Source organism: Bartonella sp. MM97QHHN, from assembly GCF_042194285.1.
GTDB lineage: Bacteria > Pseudomonadota > Alphaproteobacteria > Rhizobiales > Rhizobiaceae > Bartonella.
Genome location: NZ_JBHIMS010000074.1, coordinates 31,905 through 46,142, shown reverse-complemented (window position 1 = coordinate 46,142; position 14,238 = coordinate 31,905). Strand labels below are relative to the sequence as shown.

Annotated in this window: 11 protein-coding genes and 2 pseudogenes; 8 read left to right on the top strand and 5 right to left on the bottom strand. The window is 40.9% G+C overall.

Going from position 1 to position 14,238, the window contains the following annotated elements:
- The 8 genes and pseudogenes from ACFIJW_RS04255 to vbhT all read left to right on the top strand — a co-directional run.
- A pseudogene (locus tag ACFIJW_RS04255) lies at positions 1-1,055 on the top strand (tol-pal system protein); the annotation flags it as partial.
- Between the two features lie 18 nt (positions 1,056-1,073).
- Positions 1,074-2,558: a tRNA lysidine(34) synthetase TilS gene (gene tilS, locus ACFIJW_RS04250; RefSeq protein WP_375633416.1), complete on the top strand. Its 1,485-nt coding sequence runs from the start codon at positions 1,074-1,076 to the stop codon at positions 2,556-2,558.
- Positions 2,559-2,672: 114 nt separating this feature from the next.
- The gene (gene ftsH, locus ACFIJW_RS04245) at positions 2,673-4,835 is read left to right on the top strand and encodes an ATP-dependent zinc metalloprotease FtsH (protein WP_375633415.1); all 2,163 of its coding nucleotides are present in this window, start codon (positions 2,673-2,675) and stop codon (positions 4,833-4,835) included.
- Between the two features lie 552 nt (positions 4,836-5,387).
- Positions 5,388-6,761, top strand: coding sequence for a phosphoglucosamine mutase (glmM, locus tag ACFIJW_RS04240; protein WP_375633414.1), 1,374 nt, complete (start codon positions 5,388-5,390; stop codon positions 6,759-6,761).
- Positions 6,762-7,543: 782 nt separating this feature from the next.
- A complete protein-coding gene (locus ACFIJW_RS04235; protein WP_375633487.1) occupies positions 7,544-7,705 on the top strand; it encodes a type II toxin-antitoxin system RelE/ParE family toxin in 162 nt (53 codons plus the stop codon).
- Positions 7,677-7,951, top strand: a pseudogene (locus ACFIJW_RS04230) (HigA family addiction module antitoxin). The gene ACFIJW_RS04235 and the pseudogene ACFIJW_RS04230 overlap by 29 nt, the downstream one beginning before the upstream one ends.
- A 169-nt stretch (positions 7,952-8,120) precedes the next feature.
- The gene (locus ACFIJW_RS04225; protein WP_375633413.1) at positions 8,121-8,309 is read left to right on the top strand and encodes an antitoxin VbhA family protein; all 189 of its coding nucleotides are present in this window, start codon (positions 8,121-8,123) and stop codon (positions 8,307-8,309) included.
- Positions 8,296-9,813: a type II toxin-antitoxin system protein adenylyltransferase VbhT gene (gene vbhT, locus ACFIJW_RS04220; protein ID WP_375633412.1), complete on the top strand. Its 1,518-nt coding sequence runs from the start codon at positions 8,296-8,298 to the stop codon at positions 9,811-9,813. Before ACFIJW_RS04225 ends, vbhT begins: the two co-directional genes overlap by 14 nt.
- Before the next feature lie 344 nt (positions 9,814-10,157).
- On the opposite strand, the gene virB11 is transcribed toward vbhT, so the two are convergent.
- Genes virB11 through ACFIJW_RS04195 form a run of 5 tightly spaced genes read right to left on the bottom strand, consistent with a single transcriptional unit; the run spans position 10,158 to position 14,237 of the window.
- Positions 10,158-11,210, bottom strand: a complete 1,053-nt coding sequence (virB11, locus tag ACFIJW_RS04215) for a P-type DNA transfer ATPase VirB11 (RefSeq protein WP_375633411.1) — start codon at positions 11,208-11,210, stop codon at positions 10,158-10,160.
- A 17-nt stretch (positions 11,211-11,227) separates the two neighbouring features.
- On the bottom strand, positions 11,228-12,400 hold the full coding sequence (gene virB10 / locus ACFIJW_RS04210) for a type IV secretion system protein VirB10 (protein WP_375633410.1): 1,173 nt from the start codon (positions 12,398-12,400) through the stop codon (positions 11,228-11,230).
- 27 nt (positions 12,401-12,427) lie between these two features.
- The gene (gene virB9 / locus ACFIJW_RS04205) at positions 12,428-13,279 is read right to left on the bottom strand and encodes a P-type conjugative transfer protein VirB9 (protein ID WP_375633409.1); all 852 of its coding nucleotides are present in this window, start codon (positions 13,277-13,279) and stop codon (positions 12,428-12,430) included.
- A gap of 2 nt (positions 13,280-13,281) precedes the next feature.
- A complete protein-coding gene (locus ACFIJW_RS04200; protein WP_375620969.1) occupies positions 13,282-13,953 on the bottom strand; it encodes a virB8 family protein in 672 nt (223 codons plus the stop codon).
- On the bottom strand, positions 13,950-14,237 hold the full coding sequence (locus ACFIJW_RS04195; protein ID WP_375633408.1) for a type IV secretion protein VblB7: 288 nt from the start codon (positions 14,235-14,237) through the stop codon (positions 13,950-13,952). Before ACFIJW_RS04195 ends, ACFIJW_RS04200 begins: the two co-directional genes overlap by 4 nt.
- Position 14,238 lies beyond the last annotated feature (1 nt).

The window sequence follows — 14,238 nt, the reverse complement described above, 5'->3', positions numbered from 1 at the left end:
TGAAGAAAGCACCTGAAGCAGCCGATAAAGCAGCATCTGATGCAGCGGAAAAAGCCACTGACGCTGTTAATAAGGCTGTTGATGCTGTGAAGAAAGCACCTGAAGCAGCTGATAAAGCAGCATCTAGCGCGGTGGAAAAAGCCACTGACGCTGTTAATAAGGCTGTTGATGCTGTGAAAGAAGCACCTGAAGCAGCTGATAAAGCAGCATCTAGCGCGGCGGAAAAAGCCACTGACGCTGTTAATAAGGCTGTTGATGCTGTGAAGGAAGCACCTGAAGCAGCCGATAAAGCAGCATCTAGCGCGGTGGAAAAAGCTACTAGTGTTGCGGAGCACCAAGGGATTATTTTAGAGAATCAACAGGCTTTATTTAAAGATTATGATTTAGATAAGCTTTTGCATAAGATACGAATGGTGCTTGAGCATAACAGTCTAAAAAATGTTAACAAGCAGTTTCACGAGCTTTTTGATACAGAAGCCTCTTCTGTTTATTCTTGTTCTTTTGAAAAGTCTGCTGTAGATGAAAAATCTCAGACTGTAAAAGAAGAGATGGAGCAGGACCATAGTACAGGTGATCAGACAAAGGTTGCTGCTGTGGAAGCTAAGGTGGAGAGCCATGACCATGAAAACAGTCAACCTTTTAACAAAGCGCATGAAGTAGGTGCTCCAATTGAAGCACATCAGAGTGACAATCTTTCTTCTTCTAAAGCTTTGTATAAGGAAGGGTATGATTTTATTCGTTCTGCTAACTATGTTGATGCTGAAAAAAGCTTTTGCGCTTTTCAAAATCGTTACAAAAAAGATTCTTTGAGTGATGACGCTTTATTTTGGTTGGCTGAATCTTTGTTGGGGCAAAAACGCTATCATGAAGCAGCACAAGTTTATCTTACCGCATGGTATGCAGATAAAAAGAAGCTCTATACCTCCGAGATTTTGCTGAAATTAGCAAGAAGTATGGTCGCTCTTGAGCCAAATAAAGACGATTGTGCTCATTTTGTGAAAAAATCAAAACGTCAACAAACATTAGCATCTGTTTTTTGTAAACCTGCAAAATAAACAGCGAGGTCGTTTTCGGTGTGCGTTAGACTGGCAAGAAATCTCTTTAAAACATCGGATTTTATTCAATGTCAGAAGTTGATTCTTGCCGTCTCAGGGGGAAGTGATTCTTTGGCTTTGATGTTTTTGGTCAAAGAGCATTTGGAAACTCTCGTATTTCCTCCAGAAATGATTGTTGTCACGGTTGATCATCAATTGCGTAAAGAATCGATGCGTGAGGCAGAAACTGTTGCGAAAATTTGTCGTGTCCATGATATTCAACATATCACTGTGCGATGGGAAGGCGAAAAGCCAAAGACGCATATTGCTTCTAGCGCGCGTGTTGCACGCTATGATCTCTTGGTTAAAGAAGCACAAAAACAAGGCGCATCAGTTATTATGACGGGCCATACACTCAATGATCAGGTTGAAACCTATCAAATGCGGTATCAACGTCTCCAAAAGAATAGAGGTGCTTTATATAGTGAAGCTGTTATGCGTGATGGAGTTTCTGCGGGCGGTTTTGCCGGTTTTTTGCGCGGTGAAGCCGAGGGTATACGTGATGAGGATCATACCAGACAAACAAGAAAAAATATTGCCGAAAAAAACTATGGTCCCCTCTATGAACGTGGTTTATCTTGTATTCCGCGTGAGGCGTTGTTGCATAGAAAAGTGCGTTTGATTCGTCCACTCCTTGGTGTAAAACGCCAAACATTACGGAATTATTTACGTTTACAAGGACAAACATGGATTGATGATCCAACCAATGAAGATCGCAATTTTGAACGTGTGCGCGTGCGTCAATCTCTTTCTCCACAAAAATTGGCTTATATTGTTCAAAAAATAAATGAAGCCGCATTGCAGCGTCGTCAACAAGCAAAAAATATTGCTGATTTGATCTTAGCGCTGGATATTACTGTCCAACATGGGCGTTGTTTCATAGCAAAGCCTGCGCTATTTTTACAGAAACATTCCAGTTTTCCTTTCGTGGTGGGGCTCTTTGCTGTGCTGATGGGAGGGGGATTTTATTTACTCCCCAATCAGAAATTAAGCATGCTTGTTCAAAAACTCTGTCTCGATTCTCCAGAAAAGAAGCGTTTTACTTATGCGGGCTCTGTTATTGAATATAACAAGCAGGGAATTTCTTTGTGGCGTGAAGGGCGAAATATGAAAGAGGCTATCATTGAGCCAGATAAAACTTTTATATGGGATGGGCGCTATCATATCACAAATCATGGATATGAGGCTATAAAGGTTGGAGCCGCAAATTTAGAACAGCTGAAATTTTTATTAAAAAATAGCGATTTTGAGCTTGAAAAGCCTCATTTTCCCTCTTTACAATCGCTGCTGATGATCTCAAATCATAAAGGGTATGATATTCCAGAGTTGCTTTCTCAAGCAGTTGTTCATAAACATGTTATCGTCAAGCGGATTATGGCACCTTTCGATTGGCTTTCCTCACGAGAAGATGCTGCCTTGGTGAATGTTGTGGAACCTTTTTTTAATATTGAGGTGAAAAGATAAAGGAAAATTACTTTAAAAGAAAATAAACAGCTTCTCATCCCTTGGCAAGGGGCTGACAAGGTTATATGTTAAGGGGAACTGTTTGAAATCTATATTTGATTAAGTGGGCTGAATATGAATTCCAATTACCGCTCTCTCCTTATTTGGGGAGTTATTGCCTTGATTTTGATTGTGTCGTTTTCTCTCTTTAATGGAGATAGCCAACGTTCTGGTGGTGGAGAAGTCTCCTATTCTGAATTTTTGCAAAAAGTTGAGAATAATGAGTTGAAATCTGTGACCATTCAAGGTCAAAAATTAACAGGAAAAACCATTGAACATAGAGCTATTTCAACCTATGCTCCTCGCGATCCAGGTTTGATACAAAAATTGGAAAGCAAAAACGTTAATGTTAAAGCTATTCCTGAAAGCTCTGGAAATAGCATTTTCCTCAATCTCCTCTTTTCCTTATTGCCTGTTATTATTATCGTGGGGGCGTGGGTCTTTTTTATGCGGCAAATGCAAAATGGGTCACGCGGTGCAATGGGATTTGGGAAATCGAAAGCAAGATTGCTTAATGAAGCGCAAGGACGTATTACCTTTAAAGATGTTGCTGGCGTTGAAGAAGCAAAGCAAGATCTTCAAGAAATTGTTGAATTTTTACGCGAACCACAAAAATTTCAACGCTTAGGGGGGCGTATCCCACGCGGTGTTTTGCTTGTTGGTCCTCCAGGAACCGGTAAAACTTTGCTAGCACGTTCTGTGGCCGGTGAAGCCAATGTGCCATTCTTTACCATTTCAGGGTCTGATTTTGTTGAAATGTTCGTTGGTGTTGGGGCAAGCCGTGTGCGCGATATGTTCGAACAGGCTAAAAAAAATGCACCTTGTATTATCTTTATCGATGAAATTGATGCTGTTGGACGCCATAGGGGGGCTGGTCTTGGCGGTGGAAACGATGAACGTGAACAGACCTTAAACCAGTTGCTTGTCGAAATGGATGGGTTTGAGCCCAATGAAAGTATTATTCTTATTGCCGCAACAAACCGTCCCGATGTGCTTGATCCCGCTTTGTTAAGACCAGGGCGTTTTGACCGACAAGTTGTTGTGCCAAACCCTGATGTTTCTGGGCGTGAACAAATCTTGAAAGTGCATGTGCGCAATGTGCCTTTAGCCCCCAACGTTGATTTGAAAATTTTGGCAAGAGGAACACCAGGATTTTCTGGTGCGGACCTGATGAATCTGGTCAATGAAGCTGCTCTTATGGCTGCAAGCCGTAATAAAAGAGTTGTCACGATGCAAGAATTTGAAGATGCCAAAGATAAGGTGATGATGGGGGCTGAACGTCGTTCAACCGCTATGACACAAGAGGAAAAAGAACTCACTGCTTATCATGAAGCAGGACATGCTATTGTGGCTCTTAATGTGCCGGTTGCTGATCCTGTCCACAAAGCAACAATCGTTCCAAGGGGAAGAGCATTGGGAATGGTGATGCAATTGCCTGAAGGCGATCGCTATTCTATGAGTTATCGCTGGATGATTTCTCGTCTGGCCATTATGATGGGTGGACGTGTGGCTGAAGAATTAAAGTTTGGAAAGGAAAATATCACCTCCGGTGCTTCTTCTGATATTGAGCAAGCGACGAAATTAGCACGCGCGATGATCACACGGTGGGGATTTTCTGATCTGCTTGGAAATGTAGCTTATGGCGATAACCAAGATGAAGTCTTTTTGGGTCATTCTGTTGCGCGAACACAAAATGTTTCTGAAGAAACAGCGCGCATGATTGATATGGAAGTGCGTAAGCTTATTGATGATGCCTATAAAAATGCGACAAACATTTTGAAAACAAAAAGAAAAGAATGGTTTGCTTTGGCACAAGGTTTGTTGGAATATGAGACTTTAACGGGAGCTGAAATTAACGAAGTTATTGCAGGAAAGCCTCCTTCACGCACACAGAAAGATGAGGGTGCTGCGCCACGGGGGGCTTCTGTTCCAAAAACTGGAACGGTCAGAGCAGAGATAACAGTGGTAGATGAAAAAGATGCTGAAGCAGCCCCTAAAACAGTGCCTCATAAAGAAGAGACCGATAAAGGCAAGGCAGGTAAAGCAGAGGTAGCTGTTGGGAAAAAAACAGCAAAATCCGGTAATGTTGAGCCTAAGGAGGCTCAGTCTAAAGAAGTGCAATCGGATGAGACTGAGAAAAAAGCGCAAAGCACAAAAGGTACCACAAAATCAGTCAACCGCTCTAAAAGTAATGCTGAAAAGAAGTCCAATACTGCGGGACATGATAAAGAAAAATAAGAACTGTTTAATATCGCTTGAGTGACGATGTTTTAGGAAAACTTCTAAATTCTTTGAGAAAGGCGCAAGTTTTGTTTGCGCTTTTCTTGTAATATTTGCAAAAATATGGAAGCAAAAAATTAAGCAAAGCCGTTGTATGATGACGGCTTTAGCATGCTACAAGGCGAGGTGGACTGTTGCTTTTCTAATGTGGTAGGGGTTGTAAGGTTAGGCGATAGATTTCCTTGCTGATTTGGTAGGGTATGAGGTTTGGTGCTGGGTTTCTTTACGGATTTAGCAAGTGTGTGAGATTATCCGTTGGTTGTGTTAAAGGGATGTATAGAGCATTTTGAGGAGATAATATTGCTTTTATGTGTAAGGGTGTAAACATAATTGCTTGAGAGTGGTTTAGATGTGTAGATGGTGAATAGGGGGCTTGATTGTCTAAATGCATGAAGGTTTAAGATCAATGATCTGATTTTATACGGGGAGAGGAGGACTATTGTACCAAGGGGGCTTGTTAGGGTTTTAAGGAAAAGCCAAGGGAAGAATTATATATTAAAGGAAAGAGGCATGGTGCAAAAATATTTTGGTACAGATGGAATTCGGGGGAAAGCCAATTCATTTCCTATGACACCCGATTTTGCCATGAAGGTGGGGATGGCGGTAGGGGTTTTATTTCGCTCACAACATCAATCTCATCGTGTGGTGATTGGCAAGGATACACGATTATCTGGCTATATGTTGGAAAACGCTTTGGTTTCAGGATTGACTGCTGCGGGGATGGAAGCTTTTTTATTGGGTCCAGTGCCAACACCTGCTGTTGCAATGCTTTGCCGCTCTTTGCGCGCAGATCTTGGGGTGATGATTTCTGCTTCTCATAATCCGTTCTATGATAATGGAATTAAACTTTTTGGTCCTGATGGTTTTAAACTTTCAGATGATATGGAAGCGAAAATTGAACAATTGATCGATACAGATCTTTCAAAGTCTTTAGCAAGTTCTGCCGAAATTGGTTATGCAAAACGGGTTGAGGGAGATATTTATCGTTATATTGAATATGCCAAACGAACTTTGCCGCGTGATGTTCGCTTAGATACTGTGCGTATTGTTGTGGATTGTGCCAATGGGGCTGCTTATAAAGCGGCTCCCCGTGCTTTATGGGAATTGGGGGCTGAGGTTTTTGCTATTCATGATGAGCCCAATGGGACCAATATTAATCAAAAATGTGGATCAACCGATTTAAGCTCTTTAAAACGAAAAGTGCATGAAGTGCGTGCTGATGTGGGGATTGCTCTTGATGGAGATGGAGATCGTGTTCTCATTGTTGATGAAAAAGCACAAACGGTTGATGGAGATCAGTTGATTGCTGTAATTGCTGAAAATTGGCATAAAATGGGACGATTACGGTGCAATGGTGTTGTCACAACGATTATGTCAAATCTTGGACTAGAGCGTTTCTTGAATAGCAAAGGATTGCACCTTGTAAGGACAAAAGTTGGAGATCGTTATGTTGTCGATGCCATGCGCCAAAAGGGATATAATGTTGGTGGTGAGTCTTCTGGGCATATTGTGCTTAGTGATTTTGGTACAACGGGTGATGGCTTGGTGGCTGCATTGCAGGTTTTAGCCTGTATGAAGGAAAGCCAAAGTCCTATGAGCCAATTGTGTAAACGGTTTGAACCTGTACCGCAAATTTTAAAAAATGTAACGATTAAAAATAAAAATGTCCTGAAAAAAAATCCCGTCAAAACGGCTATTAATCAAGCAGAGAAGCGGTTGGGAAAAGAGGCACGGCTGGTGATCCGCGCTTCTGGAACGGAACCGGTTATCCGCCTTATGGCTGAAGGCGATGCACGAGAAGTATTGGACACTGTTGTGACAGAGTTGATGGATGTTATTATTCATCATGATGTACGCATGGGTACTGCACTTGAGGAATCTTGAATTTTTTGAGAAAATTATCAGATCATCTTTTGATAAAGATATTATTATAATGTGGGATTTTGGCAATTACAAAAGGTATGATTATTAACTCAGTGATGTAATAACGGTAATGGATACTCTATCTACGAACAAATTAAATAAAAAAGGGAAAAGTCCAATTCTAATAAATACAATGCGTATAGATTTCTCTATATTTCGTAAGATATGAAAAATATGCCTTTTTTTGATTTTCCTTTTTCTTTTACTTATTCGTAAACCGGTTATTAGTTTAACAGAGTTTGTAGGGGGGAGAGTTTATTAGTATTATTCATTCTTTTTACTGGATATCCAGCGGGTGCAGCGCCCCATGAACATCAAACAGCAATGGTCATTGTGGTTATATCATCTTGATGTTTCTAAGTGCCGCTGCCAATTGGAGATATGATACGCTCCTATTACGTTTAGCTCCTCCTAATTATGAACTTATACTTTTCCAATAATTAGTAGAATAATGAGAAAGAGATGGGAATGATCAATTTTTTTCACGATAGTTCTAATGTTTATAAAGTAAAAAAAGCTATGTGATGTAAAAATAATGAACATTTTTTGTATCTTGGAGAGGTACACTCTATATTCATTTATCATTTTAAGATTTAAACATAAAAGGATTGAAGCCTTCTATAATACTGGTACGACTGAAGGGATTAGAACCGCCCATGCTCAAAAATTAAAGCGTATTCTAAGTGCTCTTGAAGTAGATGTATCGCCAAAAGATTTTGAGTTATCCATCCTTTTGATTACATCTGCTAAAGGGTGATTTCAAGGATTATTGGTCAATTACTGTAAATGGAAATTGTCGCGTAATATTTCGCTTTGATAGCATAGATGTCGAAATGGTTGATTATCTAGATTATCATCAAAAAGGAGATCTAAACAATGATGAAGAATCCTTCACATCCCGGTGAATTATTGCGTGAAGATGTGATCAAAGAGCTTGGTTTATCCTTTAATGAAGCAGCAGAGTGGCTTGGTATATCTCGTGTAGCACTTTCTAGAGTTTTAAATGAAAAAGCCGCGCTATGAGTGCTAATCTTGCTATTAGGCTTGAAATGTTTGGTGTAAGCACAGCACGTGCTTGGCTTGTTATGCAAACAAATTATGATCTATCAAAAAAATTCCTTAACAACAGTCTCATGATAAAGATTGCATAAAAGAGCTTCAAACGGCGGTTAAGTTTTTGCAACAGAGACGTATACAAGAGCTAAATCATGCGTATGAGCGTACAAGGTCAAAAGATGTAATTGCGGGTAAGACAAGGAATAAAATCTTGTTTCTATAGTCTGTTTGGCTATAATAAATGTAAGCAAATGAGGGTTTTATATGTTGAGTGAAGAGGAAATTAAGCTGCGTCGCATTGCTGCTGAAAATGCATTGGCAAGCCAACGTTTAGAGGGATTAGAGCCAGATCCAAAAGTCGTTGAGCAAATGGAACGTGTTATTATTGGAGAGCTCGAAACAAGTGATATCATCAAAGATTATATGGAGCGTGTAAGACGTGGAGAAGTATAAGGGAAGCGGCGATTCTTATACTGATCCTGAAACTGGTGTGATGTATAATCGGCTTGGTATTAAAGACAAAGCCACACTGCAGCGTGTAGAATCTACTATTACTTATGTAAAATCTTTCGAATTTGTACATACTCCTATTGGTGGTAAGTTTGATCTGGATTACATGAAAGAGATCCATAGAAGACTGTTTGGCGACATATATGAATGGGCGGGACAAATTCGTTTAGTGGATATTGCCAAAGGTAATAGTATATTTGCTAGTTATAATCAGATTGAAAGTTATGCACCGAAGATTACACAAAAGCTTGCAAAAGAACAGTATCTGCGTGGTCTTGGCGCTTATGACTTTAGCCAAAGGGCTGGATATTACATGGGCGAGTTGAATGCGTTGCATCCGTTTCGAGAGGGGAATGGGCGTACTAAGCGTGAATTTATGGTGCAACTGGCTCGTGAAGCTGGTTATCATATCAACTGGAAGGGTATTGAGCGACAAGAAATGACACGTGCGTCAATTAAAGCACATTTTGGTAATTCAGAATATCTGTCTGCACTCATCTATAAGAACCTTACCAAGTTTACAGAAAATAAAAGGGATGATGTTTCTCAAGGTATTGGCAAAAATATTGCTTTTGGCGTTGATCTTAATAAAGAGTGCTTGGAACAACAAAAAGAGAAGATTGAAACTCCTTGGGATAGAGAAAAGACAAGTTTTGCTAAACGTCAAAAAGAAGAACTTGAACAATTACAAAATGATTTGAATGTTGTTGCAAAAGCAACAGAACGAGAGCCATACCTTGCGGCTTATATAGATAATTCTAATTTAGAACAGAAAGCGCTTAGCGCTCTTAGGAATGAAAAATCTTATGTTAATATGTTTAAGGAGTTAAACAGTCGTTTAGCATCTATTTATAAAGATCCGCAAGCTGCCGCACTCAAGATTGAGCAGACGATTTTAGCAGGTAAAGGCGATAAATTGCCTGATATTTTGGAAAGGGAACCTGATAGAGCGGGTGAACTGCGTGGGTCAGATCGTTTAATCGATAAACTCAAATCTACAGGAAAAGAACGAAAAGAAGCGCTTTCTCATGTTCCTCGTGCACTTTCTTCTATTAAAAAGCTTCAAGCCTTTTATAAGAATTCTTATGAGACACATGTAAATAGGGTTGTACGGGAGCGTGAGCGATTGAAAGTTGAAGTACCTTCGCTTTCACAAGAAGCAGTGACTTTTATGAAAAATGTTGAAGCTGGTCGTGATAGTTATTCAAAGATACCAGAGCAGGTTAATCAAGAGTTTTTAAAGCTACAAAGTGCTTTAGATAAACGTTTTGGACAGGATGCCATTCATAAATATGGTTTTGATTTATCAAAAGCAATCCCCAAAGAACAGTCTTATAATAAAGAACACATAAAAGAGTTTCAAATGGCAGTTAAGTTTTTGCAACAGAGACAACAGGAGAAAATCAACGCAATAGCGCGTGCAAGATCAATAGATATGATACGGTAAGGGCAAGAATAAAGCCTTATGCTGTATAAGCCCTATTAAGCCATATGGTAAAAGAGAGGTAATCAAAAGAAGGGTGTGTAATATGGGTGTGACAAAAGACGTTGTACGAGCCCGCATAGATAGGACATTAAAAAAGAAGCCGGTGAAATATTAGCAAGTTTAGGACTTACGGTGTCTGATTTATCCGGATTGCTTTGACAAAAGTTGTTGATGAAAGAGGATTGCCGTTTGATATGTCTATTTCTAATGCGAAAACGCTTAAAACTTTTGAAAAGAGTAAAAAAGGATAAGATGTATATTTCGCGAAAGATATGAATGATTTATTTAAGTGATTTCGACAGTTTTTAAAAAGCATCACGGCGCTTGAAAGGGTCGTAATAAATTTCTGTTACACGAAATTTTCCTTCAAGGCGTTTGCATTGGATGATGACATCTATCATCGAGATTAATAAGCCGCGGATATCATCGCGTGCTAAATTACCACCACCGTCACTTTCTTTGACTAAAAGGGTCATTTGTTCAAAGGCTGCAAGTGCTGTTGAGGCGTGGACGGTGGTAATGGAGCCGGGGTGACCAGAATTAACATTACGGATATAGTAAAAGGCTGTACCATCACGCAGCTCTTGTAGAAGGATTCTGTCGGGGCGCATGCGTAAGCCAGATTCAAGCAGTTCTTTTGCGCCTGCTTTTGCTAAGCCTTGGTTATCTTTTGAATAAAAAAGTTGGACTTTGTTGGCGTGCGGAACGACAAGTTCTGGCGTGTCTTCAATGGTGAGAATTCGTTCATAGTCAGGGATTTTTGCAATCAAAGCTTTGGAGAGGGTTGTTTTCCCGGAACCGGTTTTGCCCGATATTAAGATATTTTGTTGTGTAATAACGGCTCTTTCTAAAAAGGTGCAAAAATCTTTGGCTATAAAGAGATCTGTTAGCTCTTTGTCTGTATCAGAGAGTTCGGATAACCGTTCTGTCATTTGTTGCGTAGGTGTGAAACTGGTGTTTTGGGCGACAGAAAACAGATTGTTTTCATGTAAACTTTCAAGAGAAAAAGTGCGTGATGAAGGTTTACGAATGGTCATGCTAATGGTATTGGCTGCAACAGCTGGAGGCATAACAATTTGTATGCGTTCGTTGTTTGGCAGTGTTGCGGAGAGAACGGGGTTTTCTACACTGATTTTTTGTGTTGTGTAGGCAGCAACAACTTTTGCAATCCCTTCTAGTTCGCTGTAGGTTAGCTCTTTTAAGATGTGGGTTTGCCAACCATTGGGACCCTCAACGATTACTTCGCCAGGGCGATTGATAACAATTTCAAATAAATTGTCATTATTGAGGAAGTCATCTAAGATCTTTAATTTTGTTAAAACGATGGAGGCGCGTTCTGCATTTTTTGCTGATGGCATAATGTGACTTTATTGGCTTAATGAAAAAAGGAATAGCTGGGAGTAGAGCGATTTCTTTTGCTCTTTACGACTAGTTTATAGACAGAGGAAAAATCGAGATCTTTTGCTACGAAAATGTTGACGAGTTCGCCTTGAAATTTTTCTAAGGTAGGAGGGATGTTGATTTGATTTTCAAGAGCAATACTGGCGGACTCTTTTCCAGTGTTGTTTGCGCCTTCAAAACCGCCACCTCCAGAGTTGTTTGAACCTTCTTTATTGGAATTGCCTACTATTTTATTTGTTAAAACTGTTGTGGCACCATCAATAACGGTGAGTAAAAGGGAAGAGCCAAAGCGTTCCCACCAATGGGTGTTGATGTTGCCATCAAAACCGGCTCTGCCTAAACTGTCGGTTGCGGGTGAGGCAAGGTCGATGATGACACCGGTTGGGGTTTTTGCTCTTGTCCAGAGCACAAAGAGGCGAGATTGACCTTGTTTTATCCCTCCGCGGTATTCGCCAATCACTTGGGTTCCTTTATCAAGCAAAACAACGCGCCCATTGTCAGAGAGGATATCACGGTTGATGATGCAGCTTGCAAAGCCTGGTTGCTCACTGTTTAATGCGGTTTCTAAGATACAGGGGATAGAGGTTCCCATGGCGATGATAAAGTTCCTATTGCCGATGAGTTTTGCTTTTGTTTCTTCTGTTTTGGTAGGCTTTAATAGGGTTGCAAAATTTTGTGTGTCTTGAAGGGCAGGAGAATTTTGCGCATTCGCGAGATTTTCGAGGGCATGGAATTTTTCAAAGGGGTTGAGAGTCGTGTTGACAATGTCTTTTAATTGAGATTTAGAACCTTTGGCAAAAGCTAAAACAGGGGCGCGTCTTGCGGCATCAAGTAGTGGGTCATCTTTTTTGGGTTCTTGTGCGAGTGGTTGTGGGGGTGGTAAGGTTATTGGTGCTATGTTGGCACGCGGGTCAGAGGGCGCAAGCTCTAAAGGGGCGAGGGAATTGTGAAAGTTTTGTGCTTGTTTTTTATGAGCTTTTGCGGTGTCTTTTTGTTCTGTGGGAGTGGATAAGATGTTCCAGAGCACATAGCCGCAGATTCCTATACAGGCGATTGCGACAACTATTTTTTTGCCAGCGGTTTTGGCGCTATTGTTTTTGCCATCCCCAATAGATCCGCGATCTTCGATGATTGGTTTATCACTCATGTGTTGTCCCCTTCAATTCCCGCTTATTTAAAGATCTGATGCAATTTTACGTTCAACAGATGGTGAGGTTGTTCCGGTATTTGGATTTGTGCCTTTTGGTTGATAGGCTTCGTTAAAGACGCATAGGACGTTTTTTCCCTGTCTTAGGGTGAAGCGTGCGCTAATGGCATGGACAATCACCATGTTGCCTCTTGTGGTTTTGGGAACCAGCGCTTCTGTACCGTCATTGCTGACAATGTAAATGGCAGGGATTTCTTGGTTGTCGGGAAATGTAAATGTTGTGGTTTTGCCATTGTCATAAACGGAGGAGGGTTCAAGAGTGATAGAGCCTTGAGCGGTGTAAGCCCAATTGCGTGGTCCGTAGGTTTCAGAAGCGTTGAAGACATTATCAATGCGCTGGGCTTGTTGTTTTTCTTGTCGCATAAGGGCTGCGAGTCTTCTTTGTTCTGCTTCTTCTTGTGGGTAGCGAAATTTCACAAGGAAATATGTTTCTTGTCCAGATGAAATTTCTCCATCTTTGACCATGAGTTCAAATTGATAGGAGCGCTTTGAGCCATCAAGCTTTGTGGTGACGACTTGGAGATTGGTAATGGGTTGGACTTCCCGCGCTTTTAGGAAAAGAATATTGCCAGCAGGGGCGACTTCCCATGCAACGCTGTTGCCAATCGCTACATGGGCAATTTCTTCATTGGGAGAAAATTCTATTTGTACCGATGAGCGTATGGAGCCAATAATTTTTGTGACATTATAGGCATCATAGTTGATAAAGCGAATGCGGCTATCGCTTGGCGCACGAGTGGGAAAAATACTGGCATGGCTAGGCGTTAAAGAAAGGGTAATAGCGATGTTAAGAATGAGAAAAAGAATTTTTTTTGTCATGATCAGTTGACCACTTCCGGATCGGTTCTATATTCACTAACAATAAACCCTAGAGGATTTATCAAACGGTTTTGGACAGAGATAGGGGCATTGATGTATTCAAAGGTAAGTGTTGCAACCCAGTGGGTGATGAATTCTTTGTTGTTGTCGTTGTCATGAATGGTTCTGTAGTAACGCACTTGGGCAACATCGTCATTGATAAAGGAGATTGATTTTATTGTTATTGTAACAGCGGCGTGTTTATAGAGAATTTGAGGACTTTGGGGATTTCTTGCTCCATACCAGCTGGCAAATCTTTCCTGTTCTTCAGAAGAAGAGAGGAGGGAGACGGTTTGGAAGTTGTGTTGTGTTTCTTCTGTGGTGAAGCCTTCACGGGAGCGGACATATTTTGCAGCAAAGTAGCGTGTGATTGCTTCGTCGACATTGGTGGGACCTTCTTTTAAGGCTTCCACAACTTCAGTGATGCCGGTTGAATTGTCCACACGGATGACAAAAGGTTCCACGGTTTTAAGGGGTGTGAGGGTGATGACCGCGAGAGAAGACATTATTGCAACAGCAACTGCGATGCCGGCAATGGCAAGCGAGACGCGGGTGGTGCGGCGTGAGGCGAGCATGCGATCTTGATCGAACGAGCGTGCTTCAGCAATGTATTGTTCTATATCTTTTTCTTTCATGCTTTTTGCCCGCAATTTTTGTAAGATTTGATTTCTTCATCCGTTAGTTTTTGTGCCAGAAGCATTTCCAGCTTCCCTTCTTTTAGGGGTGAAGGGGCGTTGTTACTGATGATAATGGGCGTGGGCGTGGGTTTTTTCCCTTCCCAATTCCACATTGATCTGTTGAGTGGACGTTTAGAATATCCATCACACTTTGGGAGTGACTTCAGTGTGTTTGGTGAAGACACACAGCCACTGAGAAAGAGAAATGGTAAGATGACCCCAATTTTTTTAAATTCCCGCATT